Annotated in this window: 11 protein-coding genes and 1 pseudogene; 7 read left to right on the forward strand and 5 right to left on the reverse strand. The window is 61.5% G+C overall.

The features are described 5' to 3' along the window. Positions 1-22: 22 nt before the first annotated feature. A pseudogene (locus tag AB4N92_RS23020) lies at positions 23-1,054 on the reverse strand (cache domain-containing protein); the annotation flags it as partial. A gap of 145 nt (positions 1,055-1,199) precedes the next feature. Then, on the reverse strand, positions 1,200-2,090 hold the full coding sequence (locus tag AB4N92_RS23025; RefSeq protein WP_010211227.1) for a bestrophin family protein: 891 nt from the start codon (positions 2,088-2,090) through the stop codon (positions 1,200-1,202). Between the two features lie 300 nt (positions 2,091-2,390). On the opposite strand from AB4N92_RS23025, the gene AB4N92_RS23030 reads away from it, so the two are divergent. Continuing rightward, the gene (locus AB4N92_RS23030) at positions 2,391-2,543 is read left to right on the forward strand and encodes a hypothetical protein (RefSeq protein ID WP_021493346.1); all 153 of its coding nucleotides are present in this window, start codon (positions 2,391-2,393) and stop codon (positions 2,541-2,543) included. Here the strand turns inward: AB4N92_RS23030 and AB4N92_RS23035 are convergent. Further along, positions 2,514-2,813: an ArsR/SmtB family transcription factor gene (locus tag AB4N92_RS23035; protein ID WP_032882858.1), complete on the reverse strand. Its 300-nt coding sequence runs from the start codon at positions 2,811-2,813 to the stop codon at positions 2,514-2,516. The two genes, AB4N92_RS23030 and AB4N92_RS23035, sit on opposite strands and share 30 nt — an antisense overlap. A 90-nt stretch (positions 2,814-2,903) precedes the next feature. On the opposite strand from AB4N92_RS23035, the gene AB4N92_RS23040 reads away from it, so the two are divergent. Together AB4N92_RS23040 and AB4N92_RS23045 are read left to right on the forward strand one after the other, a co-directional pair. Beyond that, positions 2,904-3,995: an NADH:flavin oxidoreductase/NADH oxidase gene (locus AB4N92_RS23040; protein ID WP_010211224.1), complete on the forward strand. Its 1,092-nt coding sequence runs from the start codon at positions 2,904-2,906 to the stop codon at positions 3,993-3,995. Positions 3,996-4,169: 174 nt separating this feature from the next. Further along, positions 4,170-6,287 carry a TonB-dependent siderophore receptor gene (locus tag AB4N92_RS23045; protein WP_042571518.1) on the forward strand — a complete coding sequence of 706 codons (2,118 nt, stop codon included), beginning with the start codon at positions 4,170-4,172 and terminating at the stop codon, positions 6,285-6,287. 155 nt (positions 6,288-6,442) lie between these two features. Here the strand turns inward: AB4N92_RS23045 and AB4N92_RS23050 are convergent, their stop codons facing one another. Continuing rightward, complete coding sequence (locus AB4N92_RS23050; protein WP_010211221.1) at positions 6,443-7,165, reverse strand: FadR/GntR family transcriptional regulator; 723 nt, start codon at positions 7,163-7,165, stop codon at positions 6,443-6,445. Between the two features lie 48 nt (positions 7,166-7,213). Next, positions 7,214-8,950 (reverse strand): IlvD/Edd family dehydratase, encoded by a 1,737-nt coding sequence (locus AB4N92_RS23055; RefSeq protein WP_010211220.1) that lies wholly within the window; start codon positions 8,948-8,950, stop codon positions 7,214-7,216. A 192-nt stretch (positions 8,951-9,142) separates the two neighbouring features. On the opposite strand from AB4N92_RS23055, the gene AB4N92_RS23060 reads away from it, so the two are divergent. From AB4N92_RS23060 to AB4N92_RS23075, 4 genes are read left to right on the forward strand one after another with little or no spacing between them, the layout of a single operon-like run. Then, on the forward strand, positions 9,143-10,465 hold the full coding sequence (locus AB4N92_RS23060; protein WP_021493343.1) for an MFS transporter: 1,323 nt from the start codon (positions 9,143-9,145) through the stop codon (positions 10,463-10,465). A gap of 15 nt (positions 10,466-10,480) precedes the next feature. Continuing rightward, positions 10,481-11,470 carry an AraD1 family protein gene (araD1, locus tag AB4N92_RS23065; protein WP_047542728.1) on the forward strand — a complete coding sequence of 330 codons (990 nt, stop codon included), beginning with the start codon at positions 10,481-10,483 and terminating at the stop codon, positions 11,468-11,470. A 10-nt stretch (positions 11,471-11,480) separates the two neighbouring features. Continuing rightward, positions 11,481-13,061 carry an aldehyde dehydrogenase (NADP(+)) gene (locus AB4N92_RS23070; RefSeq protein WP_236266786.1) on the forward strand — a complete coding sequence of 527 codons (1,581 nt, stop codon included), beginning with the start codon at positions 11,481-11,483 and terminating at the stop codon, positions 13,059-13,061. 36 nt (positions 13,062-13,097) lie between these two features. Then, positions 13,098-13,961, forward strand: coding sequence for an SMP-30/gluconolactonase/LRE family protein (locus AB4N92_RS23075; protein WP_236266785.1), 864 nt, complete (start codon positions 13,098-13,100; stop codon positions 13,959-13,961). Positions 13,962-13,976 lie beyond the last annotated feature (15 nt).

Below are 13,976 nucleotides of genomic sequence, written 5' to 3' on the forward strand. Positions count from 1 at the left end.
CGGTTTCGTCCTTGCCTTGCACCTTGAGCTGGCGCGTCAGGTCGCCTTCACCTTCGGCGATCTCTTGCAGGCCGTCGGCTACGCCACGGATCGGGCGCACGATAACGCTGGCAAAGCTGGCACCGACTATTGCGAACACCAATGCCAATACCGCTGCAATGGCTGCAATCAACCAAGTCAGGCGCGTGGCGCCGGCCATCACTTCGTCGCGCTTGATCAGGCCGATAAAGCGCCAGCCCAAGTCTTTGGAGCTGACCATATTGGCCATGTACGCCACGCCATCAATCTCGATCTGGGTCACGCCGTCGCCGCGTTTAGCCAGTTCGGCATAGTTCGGGCCCAGGTCGGCCAGGGGCTTGAAGTTGTGTTTGGCATTGCTGGGGTCCACCAGCACGTTGCCGTTGCCTTCCACCAGCATCAGGTAGCCGCTGTCGCCCAGCTTGATGTTGCGTACCAGTTCGGTGAGCTGCTTGAGCGACACGTCCAGGCCGACCACGCCGAGGATATTCCCGGTGGCATCAGCGACGGTGTGTACGGTGCCGATCAGCGTCACATCATCCGGCGCCCAATAGTAGGCACCGGTGCGCACGGTTTTACCCGGCGCGGCGATGGCCGCTTGATACCAGGGGCGCACGCGCGGATCGTAGTTGTTGAGTTTGGTGTCGTCGGGCCAACTGGCGTAGCCGCCGTCTTTCAAACCCAGGGACAGGTAGGCAGTGCTGGGATGGCTCTTGGCGAACTGGTCGAAGATCTCCAGCAGCTCTTTATTCGTGGGGGTGAGCGGGATTTGTGCGGCGTCGGCGCCGGCGTAGCTCTTGAGGTCCTTGGCCGCGACAACGCGCGGGTCCTTGGCCACATAGTCGACGTTCTGGCTGATGCCATCGAAGAACTGCTTCATGCCGTTGTCGATCTGGCGGATCTCACGGCCACTGCTGTCGAGGAAATTGGCTAGGGCCCCCTCGCGCAGATTCAACACGACCAGCACGGCCACCAGGATAACCGGCACGCACGCGATGGCGGCAAATGCCCAGGTCAGCTTTTGCTTGATATTCATGACTTCACCCGCGGGTATTTATAATTTTGGCAAGGAGAAAACAGTAGCGTCGAGCGTCGCATGTGTTGTTATGAGGGGGGTGTGGCCCATGCGTACTCCCTGTATATCGACTGAGGGAGCACGCACTTGAGGCCGAAGGGAGGGTTTAACCGATGCGCTCGCCACCCAGCGCATCACGCTGCATCGACTGCAGGTTTTTCTCGATGGTTTCGCAGATGGTGTCCATCTGGATCTGGTGTTCGCTGGAGTTGAACGGGCTTTGCAGGTCGGTGCCGATGCGCTCGATGGCCAGCAGCATGAAGCCCACCACCGTCGAGGCCAGCGGGGTGAACCAACCCAGGGACTCCACCAGGCCCACCGGTACGATCAGGCAGAACAGCGAGATAAACAGGCGCGGGAAATACACGTAAGGGTAGGGTAGCGGTGTGTTGGCGATCCGTTCCATGCCGCCCTGGGCGTTGGACAAATCCACTAGGGTCGACTCCAGCCGTGCCAGGCGAATGCTGTCGAGGTGACCGACCTTGTACTCCCGTGCCAGCAACGCCGCTGAACCGGTGAGGATATCGTTGGCAAAGTTGTTGGTGGCGCCGTTACGCGCAAACTCATCGCCGGGGATAAACGCGCGGACTTCTTCAGGGCACGGTTGGCCCTTGAGGTGCGCGGCCAGGCAATTCACATAGGCTACATGGCGACGCAGCAGGGTGGCCTTGACCGGGTTCACTTCGTCGTCGGGATCGTCCAGCAGGGTCAGTACCTGGCGTGCAAAACTGCGCGAGTTGTTGACCATCGCGCCCCACAGGGTACGGGCTTCCCACCAGCGGTTGTAGGCGCTGCTGTTACGAAAACTGATCAGCACCACCAGCGCCGAACCCAGCAGGGTCAGGGGCATCAGCGGCAGATTGATCTTGTAGGTGAGGAACAACATGAAGTCCACAGTGACGGCGACGTCCCACAACAACAGCCAGAACAGCGCCCAGCCCACGTAGCCCATGGTTTTGATGATCAGGCGGTACTTTTTGATGATGGCGGCTTTCAAACGAGGACCTCGCGAGCGGTAAGCAACAGTGCTTAAGCTCGGACGCGGGTTCACAGCAAAGGTTCGCCTGATGCCTGAATCGTTTAAGTGCCGCGAATGTCGATCTCTTGCTGGCGCAGCACCTCAAGCGCTGCCAGCACGACATGCGCTTGTCCAATGACGTTGCCCGCCATTACTTCATGGTCGTCTATTCATGATGGTTTCTCATTCGGGCGAGTACGTTGTTTTTATCGATGGCACTGACCACCTCAATGCCAAGTTTCACCCAAGGACTGCCTGCTGCGCCTGGGGGACCTGAGCATGATGTTCAACGCACGGTTGGAGGCGCAGCGATTTGTCGACCAACTGCAAGGGCGCATTGGCGCACTCAAATTCGGCGGTGCGCCGAGCCGTGATGCTGTGCAGGGGGAGGCTGATCCTGGCTCAGTGCTGGGCGAGGATGCACCCGAGTAAACCCGGAAAGCGCGCCTCAAGCACCTCGGCACGCAACGAATTCAGATGCGTGGTGCCCGCGCTGCGGGTGTGCACCAGCCCGGCGTCACGCAACACGCGAAAGTGGTGGGACATGCTCGACTTGGGTCGCCCGCCATCCAGTTCGCCACAGGTGGCCTCGGGCACGCCGGCCAGGCAGCGCACGATTTCGAGGCGAACCGGGTCACTCAGCGCGTACAGCAGGCGTTCGAGGGTCAGGTCTTCAAGGGGAGGGTGTTTAAAGGCTCGCATGAAATGAATCATAGCAGGGGGGTATCGTTGAATACCATAGTTCGATTACCATCGAACTATCGAATCACTCACTCGCTCTTGGAGTTCTTCATGTCCGCTTTGTTCGAACCGTTCACACTCAAAGACGTCACCCTGCGTAACCGCATCGCTATTCCGCCGATGTGCCAGTACATGGCCGAAGACGGCATCGTCAACGATTGGCACCACGTGCACCTGGCCAGCATGGCCCGTGGCGGTGCCGGTCTGGTAGTGGTCGAAGCCACCGCTGTCGCGCCGGAAGGCCGCATCACCCCCGGCTGCGCTGGTATTTGGAGCGACGCCCACGCCGAGGCCTTCGTGCCAATGGTCAAAGCCATCAAGGCTGCTGGCTCGGTGCCGGGCATCCAGATCGGCCACGCCGGCCGTAAGGCCAGCGCCAACCGCCCGTGGGAAGGTGACGACCATATCGCCGCCTCCGATGCCCGCAGCTGGGAAACCATCGCCCCGTCGGCCATCGCCTTTGGTGCCAACCTGCCGCAAGTGCCGCGGGCCATGACCCTGGACGACATTGCGCGTGTGCGCCAGGACTTCGTCGACGCTGCCCGCCGTGCGCGTGACGCCGGCTTTGAGTGGATCGAACTGCATTTTGCCCACGGTTACCTGGGCCAGAGCTTCTTCTCCGAGCACTCCAACCAACGCACCGACGCCTATGGCGGCAGCTTCGATAACCGCAGCCGTTTCCTCCTGGAAACCCTGGCCGCCGTTCGTGAAGTCTGGCCGGAAAACCTGCCACTCACTGCACGTTTCGGCGTGATCGAATACGACGGCCGCGACGAGCAGACCCTCACCGAGTCCATCGAACTGGCCCGTCGTTTCAAGGCCGGTGGCCTGGACCTGCTGAGCGTGAGCGTCGGTTTCACCATCCCTGACACCAATATTCCGTGGGGTCCGGCGTTCATGGGCCCGATCGCTGAGCGCGTGCGTCGCGAAGCCGGTATTCCGGTCACCTCGGCCTGGGGTTTTGGCACCCCGCAGCTGGCTGAAGGTGCATTGCAGGCGGGTCACCTGGACCTGGTCTCGGTGGGCCGTGCTCACCTGGCAGACCCGCATTGGGCATACTTTGCGGCTAAAGAACTGGGCGTCGATAAGTCGTCCTGGACCTTGCCTGCGCCGTATGCACATTGGTTGGAACGCTATCGCTGAGGCGAAATAGCCTGCGTTCATCATCGAAAGCCACTCTCAGGAGTGGCTTTTTTTCATCTGTCGAAAAGTAACGAATGAGAACGCATGTCAATCGGTAATGAGTTGCTATAACATGCGCGGCAAAATAATTGGCAAATATGCCGCTCCATTTGGCTCATTTACTAGGTCATTCCCATGCGTCGTACCCTGGTTTCCCTGTGTGTGCTTCAGGCGTTTTCCCCGTTGAGTTGGGCAGAGGTCGAGTCGGCTGAAAAAGCCGGCATCGAGTTGCAGGCCACCAGCATCACCGGCACTGCCGACTATGAAACAGCGCAGGGGCCGGTGCAGGGCTACCACGCCACACGCTCGGCGAGCGCGACGCGTACCGACACGTCGATTCATGAAACCCCGCAGTCCATCAGTGTGGTCTCCAAAGACGTGGTCGAGGACATTGGTGCTACCCGCCTGCAGGACGCGCTGGATTACGCCGGCGGTGTCGGGCGTGCCAACAACTTCGGCGGGCAGGGGCTCACCACCTTTACCGTGCGCGGCTTTACCACCGGCGAGTTCTACCGCAACGGCTTTCCGATCAACCGTGGTTACCCGAACATGCCGGACGCCAACACCATCGAACGCCTGGAAGTGCTGCGCGGCCCGGCGACCATGCTCTATGGTCGTGGCGATCCGGGTGGCACCTTCAACGTGGTCTCCAAGCAACCGCTGGCCGAGCCTACGGTGACCCTCGGCAGCCAGCTGGATGATCAGGGCATGCAGCGCGCCACCCTCGACGCCTCCGGCCCGCTGGACGAGCAAGGTCGCCTGGCCTATCGCCTGAATGTGGTGGGCGAGGGCGGCGAGACCTTCCGTGACCATGTCGAGACCGAGCGTTACGGCGTGACGCCGGTCATCACTTGGCAAGCCACCGACGACACCAAGGTGATCTTCGAAGGCGACTTCATGCGCAACAATCACCCGCTGGATCGTGGCCTGACGCGCTTTACCAATCAGAAAGGCACCGCGTCGCGCGATACCTTCTGGGGGGATAAAGATGTCGGTAAATTGCACAACGACAACAACATGGCCCAACTGCGTTTCGAGCACCTGCTCAACGACAATTGGACCCTGGGCGGTGGGTTTCAGTGGTTGGACGGTACCTTGCAGGGCAACGCGATTGAAGCCAATAGCCTGGCGGCGGACGGTCACACGCTCAACCGAAACTTCAACTACCGCAAGCTGGAATGGACCGATAAAGATGCCCAGCTCAACCTGACCGGGCATTTCTCCACGGGGGCTTTTGATCACACCTTGCTGACGGGGGTTGAGTTTGAGGATTACGACTATAAGTCGATCATCCAGCGCTCCAGTGCCGCCTACACCAGCGATATTTTCAACCCGGTCTATGGCAAACCGCGCCCGGCGCTGACCAGCACCCCGACTCACGATAAAGAAAACCTTAAAACCTACTCGGCATTCATTCAGGATCAGGTCGCGCTGACCGAACGTCTGAAAGTGTTGGCGGGTGCGCGCTTTGAACGCTTCGAGCACGAGTACGAGACCTATGTAGCGGGTGGTAAAAACTGGAAGGCCAGCGACAACTCGGTCACTCCACGCGTGGGTGCGATCTACGACCTGACTGACACCCTGGCGATCTATGCCGACGCAGCACGCTCGTTCAAGCCCAATACCGGTGCTAGCAGTGGCGGAGTTGGATTTGAACCTGAAAAGGGCAAGTCGTATGAGATGGGCATCAAATGGGAAGGGTTGGATCGCCAGTTGAGCGTTGATGCCGCGATCTATCAGATCGACAAGAAAAATGTGCTCACCACCGATCCTTTGGACCCGAACTCAAAAGTCGCCGCTGGACAGGTGCGCAGCCGTGGGTTCGACCTGAACGTTGCCGGCAACCTCACCCCGGAATGGCGTGTCATCGGTGGCTATGCGTATGTGGACGCCGAAGTGACCAAAGACAACACCATTCGGGTCGGCTCGCGGTTGGCCAACATCCCGCGCAATAGCTTCAGCTTGCTGAACGTGTACGAATTTCAGGATGGCAGCCTTAAAGGGCTTGGGTTGGGCGCCGGCGCCAAATATGTCGATGAGCGCGTTGGCCAGACCTCCAATACGCCGTTCTCGATGGACGCCTACACCGTGGTCGACCTGCTCAGCTACTACAAGGTCAACGACAAAGTCCGGCTGAACCTGGACGTGAAGAACCTGTTCAACCGCGACTTTGAAGAAGGCGCGTTCGGGAACTTCTACGCCTACCCAGGCGAGCCGCGCACGGTGCAGGTCGGTATCGCCTACACCCTCTAACGGCGTACACAGGTAAAAATGTGGGAGCGGGCTTGCCCGCGAATGCAAAGTGTCAGTCACTGAATGTATTGGCTGATACACCGCATTCGCGAGCAAGCCCGCTCCCACATTTGGATCGAGTTACACCCGATAAAGCCCGGTTGCCGGCTCCCGCTTCAGAGCGGCGTCAGCACATTCATCACCGTATCCAACGCCACCCGCGTGTCATCCAACTGCACCAGCGACGCATGCCGCGCGCCCAGCGCGTCGCGGTTCTGGATTGCGGTGAGAATCGCCTTGTGCCGGGGCAGGCTCAGGCCCTGGATGTCCGGGCGGCGGTTGGTGATGTTGATCGACTCGCGCAACGGCAGCGACAGCATATTGCACATGTAGGCCAGCAGGTCGTTGCGGGTGGCGTCGGCAATCGCGCGGTGGAAGTCCAGGTCGGCCTGAAGCAGCTGTTCGTGGGTCTGCGCGGTTTCCATGCCCAGGTAGGCTTGTTCGATGGTGGCGATGTCTTCATCGGTGGCGGTGGTCGCAGCCATGGCGGCGATTTCCGGTTCGAGGATGCGTCGCACGCCGGCCAACGTGTTGAAGAACTCACTGTGGGGCGTGGACTGCATCAACCAGGACAATACGTCCGGGTCGAGCAGGTGCCATTTCAACCGAGGCCGCACCACCGCGCCCACCCGTGGCTTGGAATACACCAGGCCCTTGGCGCTGAGCACCCGCGTAGCCTCACGCAACACCGAGCGGCTGACCTTGTACTCCTCGCAGAGCGTGGCCTCCATGGGCAGCCGTTCTTCAGGCTTGAAGCGACCGGAAACGATGTGCATGCCCAAGTCCTGAACGATCTGGGCATGCTGGCTCTTGCGCGGCTTGGACGGCTGGTGATCCATGACTACAGGGAGGCTCTGGCTTGAATTCGCCGCATCATAGCATCCCAATTAATGGGAATGCCTTGGGACTTCCGCCCCGCGGCAACCCACCAGGAAGTCAAAGTCACAGCCCTGGTCGGCCTGCAGCACATGGTCGATGTACAGCTGGCGATAGCCGCCGACGATGAGTTTCTGCGGCGGCGCCAGGTCGGCCATGCGTGCCGCCAGCTCTGCGTCGGGGATGTCCAGGTGCAAGCGGCCGTTGGCGCAGTCCAGTTCGATCCAGTCACCCTCCTTGACCGTGGCCAGCGGCCCGCCGGCCGCAGCCTCTGGCGCCACGTGCAACACCACCGTGCCATATGCGGTGCCGCTCATGCGCGCATCGGAAATCCGCACCATGTCCGTCACGCCCTGGGCCAGCAGCTTGGCGGGCAGGCCCATGTTGCCGACTTCGGCCATGCCTGGGTAACCCTTGGGGCCACAGTTTTTCATGACCAGGATCGAGTTGGCATCCACGTCCAGTTCCGGGTCATTGATGCGCGCCTTGTACATGTCGAAGTTCTCGAACACCACCGCACGACCTCGGTGCTGCATCAGTGCCGGGCTGGCGGCGGACGGCTTGAGCACCGCACCGAGCGGCGCCAGGTTGCCGCGCAACACGCAGATGCCGCCATCGGCGCGAATCGGGTTGTCGAGGGTGCGGATCACTTCGTCCTGGCCGTAGATCGGCGAGTCCTGGGTGTTCTCGCCCAGGGACTTGCCGTTCACGGTCAGGGCATTCGGGTGCGGGATCAGGTTGGCTTCACCGAGGCGGCGCAGCACGGCGGGCAGGCCGCCGGCGTAGTAGAACTCTTCCATCAGGAAGCGGCCCGAGGGTTGCAGGTCGACAATGGTCGGCATGCCACGGCCGATGCGGGTCCAGTCATCCAGGTCAAGTTCGACGCCGATGCGCCCGGCAATGGCTTTGAGGTGGATCACCGCGTTGGTCGAACCGCCGATGGCCGCATTCACGCGGATCGCGTTTTCGAACGCCTCTTTGGTGAGGATCTTCGACAGCTTCAAGTCTTCGCGCACCATTTCGACCGCACGCATGCCCGACATATGCGCCAGCACATAGCGCCGTGCATCCACCGCCGGAATCGCCGCGTTGTGGGGCAGGGAAGTGCCCAACGCCTCGGCCATGCAGGCCATGGTCGACGCGGTGCCCATGGTGTTGCAGGTGCCTGCCGAGCGTGACATGCCGCCCTCGGCCGCGAGGAAATCATCCAGCGTAATCGTGCCAGCCTTGACCTGTTCACTGAGCTGCCAGACCACTGTGCCCGAGCCAATGTCCTGGCCCTTGTGCTTGCCGTTGAGCATCGGCCCGCCGGTGACGACGATGGCTGGCACGTCGCAACTGGCCGCGCCCATCAGCAGGGCGGGGGTGGTTTTGTCGCAGCCGGTCAATAGCACCACGCCGTCAATCGGGTTGCCACGGATTGCTTCCTCTACGTCCATGCTTGCCAGGTTGCGGGTAAGCATCGCGGTAGGGCGCAGGTTCGACTCGCCATTGGAGAACACCGGGAACTCCACCGGGAAGCCGCCGGCCTCGATCACGCCGCGTTTGACGTGCTCGGCAATCTGGCGGAAATGCGCGTTGCAGGGGGTCAGCTCTGACCAGGTATTGCAGATGCCGATGATTGGCTTGCCATGAAACTGATGGTCGGCAATGCCCTGATTCTTCATCCAGCTGCGGTACATGAAGCCGTTCTTGTCGGCGGTACCAAACCACTGGGCAGAGCGTAGGCCGGGCTTTTTATCAGGCATGATCGATTCTCTTATTGTATGACTATATGTTCTATGCGTGCTTAAACATAAGCGCAAAAACGCTGCTTTGGAAGAGTTGTTTTGTAAATAGTCATACTATATAGTCGGCTTCAACAGAGGTATGACCCTGGCGGATTTCCGCGAGAGGCGTCCCCCGAGCTTCTATAAAAACAACAATCGGAGATCGACCCCATGAGCCAGGAACTGCGGCTTATTCGGCGCATCACGCTGAAACTGATTCCCTTCCTGATCCTGCTGTACCTGATCGCCTACGTGGACCGCTCCGCTGTGGGCTTTGCCAAGCTGCACATGGGCGCCGACGTCGGCATCGGCGACGCCGCCTATGGCCTGGGCGCGGGGTTGTTCTTCATTGGCTACTTCCTGTTCGAGATCCCCAGCAACCTGATGCTCGACCGCTTTGGCGCACGGCGCTGGTTTGCGCGCATCATGATCACCTGGGGCGCTATCACCATCGGCATGGCCTTCGTGCAGGGGCCGCACAGCTTTTACGTGATGCGCTTTCTGCTCGGCGCGGCAGAGGCGGGGTTCTTTCCGGGTGTTCTCTACTACATCACCCAATGGTTTCCGGTGCGCCATCGCGGCAAGATCCTTGGGCTATTCATCCTGTCCCAGCCTATTGCGATGATGATTACCGGCCCGGTGTCCGGTGGTTTGCTGGGCATGGACGGCATGCTTGGTCTGCATGGCTGGCAGTGGCTGTTCATCGTGATCGGCACGCCGGCGATCCTGCTGACCTGGCCGGTGCTGCGCTACTTGCCGGACGGCCCCAAGCAGGTCACCTGGATGAGCGAGGACGAAAAGGCCTGGCTCACCGGAGAGCTCGCCAAAGACCTGCAAGCCTACGGCCAGACCCGCCACGGCAACCCGCTGCATGCCCTGAAAGACAAGCGGGTGTTGCTGCTGGCGCTGTTCTACCTGCCGGTGACCCTGAGCATCTATGGCCTGGGCCTGTGGTTGCCGACGCTGATCAAGCAATTCGGCGGCAGCGACCTCACCACCGGCTTCATCTCCGCCGTGCCGTATATCTTCGGCATCATCGGCTTGCTGATCATCCCGCGCAGTTCCGATCGGTTGAATGATCGCTACGGTCATCTTGCGGTGCTTTATGTGCTCGGTGCCATCGGCCTGTTCTTCAGTGCCTGGTTGAGCGTGCCGCTGCTGCAAATGGCGGCGCTGTGCCTGGCGGCGTTCGCGATGTTTTCCTGCACGGCGGTGTTCTGGACCTTGCCGGGGCGCTTTTTTGCCGGCGCCAGTGCGGCGGCGGGCATTGCGCTGATCAACTCGGTGGGCAACCTCGGTGGCTATATCGGCCCGTTCGTGATCGGTGCGCTCAAGGAATACACCGGCAACCTGGCGTCGGGCTTGTACTTTTTGTCCGGGGTGATGGTGTTCGGGTTGGTCTTGACCTTCGTGGTCTACCGCTTGCTGGAGCGCAAGCACGTGCTGCCTGCCGACCAATTCGCCGCCAGTGCCCGTGGCGCTACACGTACTTAATCTGGGAGAAGTTTCATGCGTTTAGTTCAGTTCGAGTTAAGCAACGGCGAACGCCGGGTCGGCGTGGTAGAGGGCGATAGCCTGCGTGAAGTGCAGACGGCACGCAGCGTGCGCGAATTGGCCCTGGCCGCCATCGAAGCCGGCGTCGGCCTGGCACAACAGGTCAATAACCTCGGCCTGGGCGACAGTCACGACTACGCCACGTTGCTGGCCGACCTGAAGATCCTGCCGCCGCTGGACCACCCGGACCCGGCGCATATGCTGATCAGCGGCACCGGCCTGACCCACCTGGGCAGCGCCTCTGCGCGGGACAAGATGCACCAGGCCGGAGACGACACCGCACTGACCGACACCATGCGCATCTTCAAGTGGGGCGTGGAGGGCGGCAAGCCCGCGGCCGGCCAGGCGGGGGTGCAGCCCGAGTGGTTCTACAAGGGCGATGGCAGCATCGTCGTGCGCCCCGGCGCAGCTTTCCCGGTACCGCCGTTTGCCGAGGATGCCGGTGAAGAGCCGGAGATCGGTGGCCTCTACGTCATCGGCCCGGACAGCAAGCCCTATCGTGTCGGGTTCGCGGTGGGCAATGAATTCTCCGACCACGTCATGGAGCGTAAGAACTACCTGTATCTGGCCCATTCCAAGCTGCGCAGTTGCAGTTATGGCCCGGAGTTGCGCGTGGGTGAGTTGCCCCAGCACCTGGCGGGCACCAGCCGTATCGTGCGTAACGGTGAGGAAATCTGGCGGAACGAATTCCTCAGCGGCGAGGCCAATATGTGCCACAGCCTGGAGAACCTCGAATACCACCACTTCAAATACCGTCAGTTCCTCAAGCCTGGCGACGTACACATCCACTTTTTCGGCACCGCCACGCTGTCGTTCGCGGACGGTATCCGTACCCAGCCGGGCGATGTGTTCGAAATCAGCCAGGCCGAGTTCGGTGCGCCGCTGGTCAACCGTGTTGGCAGCAGTGATGCGGCTTTCGAACCCGGCAACGTCATTACCCTTTAAGGAGAAAAACATGACCTCGTTCCTCGGCCACAACTACATCGGCGGTCAGCGTAGCGCCAACGGCAGCGTCACCTTGCAAAGCGTCGACGCCACCAGCGGTGAAGCCTTGCCGCAGCATTTCTACCAGGCTACGCCCCAGGAAATCGACGCCGCCGCCAAGGCTGCCGCGCAGGCTTATCCTGCCTACCGCGCGTTGAGTGCGGCACGCCGCGCGCAGTTCCTGGACGCAGTGGCCGATGAGTTGGACGCGCTGGGTGATGAGTTTGTCGAGCTGGTCTGTCGCGAAACCGCGTTGCCGGCCGCGCGTATCAAGGGCGAGCGTGGGCGTACCAGCGGCCAGATGCGTCTGTTCGCCACCGTGTTGCGTCGTGGTGATTTCTACGGCGCGCGCATCGACAAAGCGCTGCCTGACCGCCAACCCATGCCGCGCCCGGATTTGCGTCAATATCGCATTGGCCTGGGACCGGTGGCCGTGTTTGGCGCCAGCAACTTTCCCCTGGCCTTCTCTACGGCGGGCGGTGACACCGCCGCCGCGCTGGCGGCAGGCTGTCCGGTGGTGTTCAAAGCCCACAGCGGGCATATGGCGACGGCAGAACGCGTCGCCGATGCGATCATCCGCGCGGCCGAAGCCACCGAGATGCCGGCGGGTGTGTTCAATATGATCTTCGGCGGCGGTGTCGGTGAAGCACTGGTCAAGCATCCGGCCATCCAGGCGGTCGGCTTTACCGGCTCGCTCAAGGGCGGCCGTGCATTGTGCGACATGGCGGCAGCGCGCCCGCAACCGATCCCGGTGTTTGCCGAGATGTCGAGTATCAACCCGGTGATTGTGCTGCCCCAGGCGTTAAAAGCACGGGCCGAAAGCGTCGCGCGTGACCTGACGGCATCGGTCGTCCAGGGCTGCGGCCAGTTCTGCACCAACCCTGGTCTGGTGATCGGTGTCGCATCGCCTGAATTCACCGCGTTCACCCAACAAGTCGCCCAATTGATCGGCGACCAACCGGCACAGACCATGCTCAACGCCGGCACCCTGAGCAGCTACGGCAAAGGACTGGAGAAACTCCTGGCTCATCCGGGTATCCAGCACCTGGCGGGCAGCCAACAGGCCGGTAACCAAGCGCAACCGCAGTTGTTCAAGGCCGATGTACGCCTATTGATCGACGGCGATGAAGTGCTGCAGGAAGAAGTCTTCGGCCCCACCACGGTGTTCGTCGAAGTCGCCGACCAGGCCCAACTCAGCGCCGCGTTGCACGGCCTGCACGGCCAGCTCACAGCAACGATCATTGGCGAGCCGGCCGACCTGCAACAGTTCGCCGAACTCACTCCCCTGCTGGAGCAGAAGGTCGGCCGCATCCTGCTCAACGGTTACCCGACCGGTGTGGAGGTCTGCGATTCGATGGTGCACGGTGGGCCGTACCCGGCGACGTCGGACGCCCGTGGCACTTCGGTCGGCACCTTGGCCATCGACCGTTTCCTGCGCCCCGTGTGCTTCCAGAATTACCCTGATAGCCTGCTGCCCGACGCGTTGAAAAACGCCAACCCGTTGCGTATCCAGCGGCTGGTGGATGGCACGCCATCTCGCGACCCGCTGTAACGCACACCTGAGAACAATAAAAATTCAGGAGGCATCATGTCGTGTATCGCCGTTACCCCGCACCGTGCGCAATTGGGCGAGGGGCCGTTCTGGGATGCGCCGACCCAGGCGCTGTACTGGGTCAATATCGCCGGCAAACAGGCGCTGCGCCTGATGGGCGGGCAATTGCAAGTGTGGCAGTTGCCCGAGCATGTCTCGGCGTTCATCCCGTGTGAAAGCGGCGATGCCTTGGTGACCCTGAGCAGTGGCGTCTATCGGCTCGACCTGGCCACTGAAGCCCTGACGCTGCTGTGCGTAGCGGACCCGCAACCGGGTAACCGCGGCAACGAAGCGCGCTGCGATGCCAGCGGCCGCCTGTGGCTGGGCACCATGCAGAACAACATTGGCGAGCAGGGTGAAGACCTGCCCATCACCCGACGTTCCGGTGGCCTGTTTCGCGTAGATGCAGATGCGCAGGTCACGCCGTTACTCAGCGGCCTGGGCATTCCCAACACCTTGCTGTGGAGTGATGACGGCCGCCACGTGCATTTCGGCGACAGCCTGGACGGCACGCTGTACCGGCACGCTATCCAACCCGACGGCCAACTCGCCCCAGCGCAGACCTGGTTCGGCCCACACGAGCGCGGCGGGCCGGACGGCTCGGCCATGGACGTTGACGGCTACATCTGGAACGCCCGCTGGGACGGCAGTTGCCTGCTGCGCCTCACGCCCGACGGCGAAGTGGACCGCATCGTCGAACTGCCCGTCAGCCGTCCCACCAGTTGCGTATTGGGTGGCCCGAACCTCACCACCCTGTACATCACCAGCGCCGCCAGTCCCTTGGATCACCCCTTGGACGGTGCGGTGTTGGCCATGGAAGTTGATGTCCCTGGAAAACCCTGTCATCGCTTTGCTGGATAAAACCCAAGACTTAAA

It is taken from the genome of Pseudomonas sp. S3_A09 (assembly GCF_054668065.1).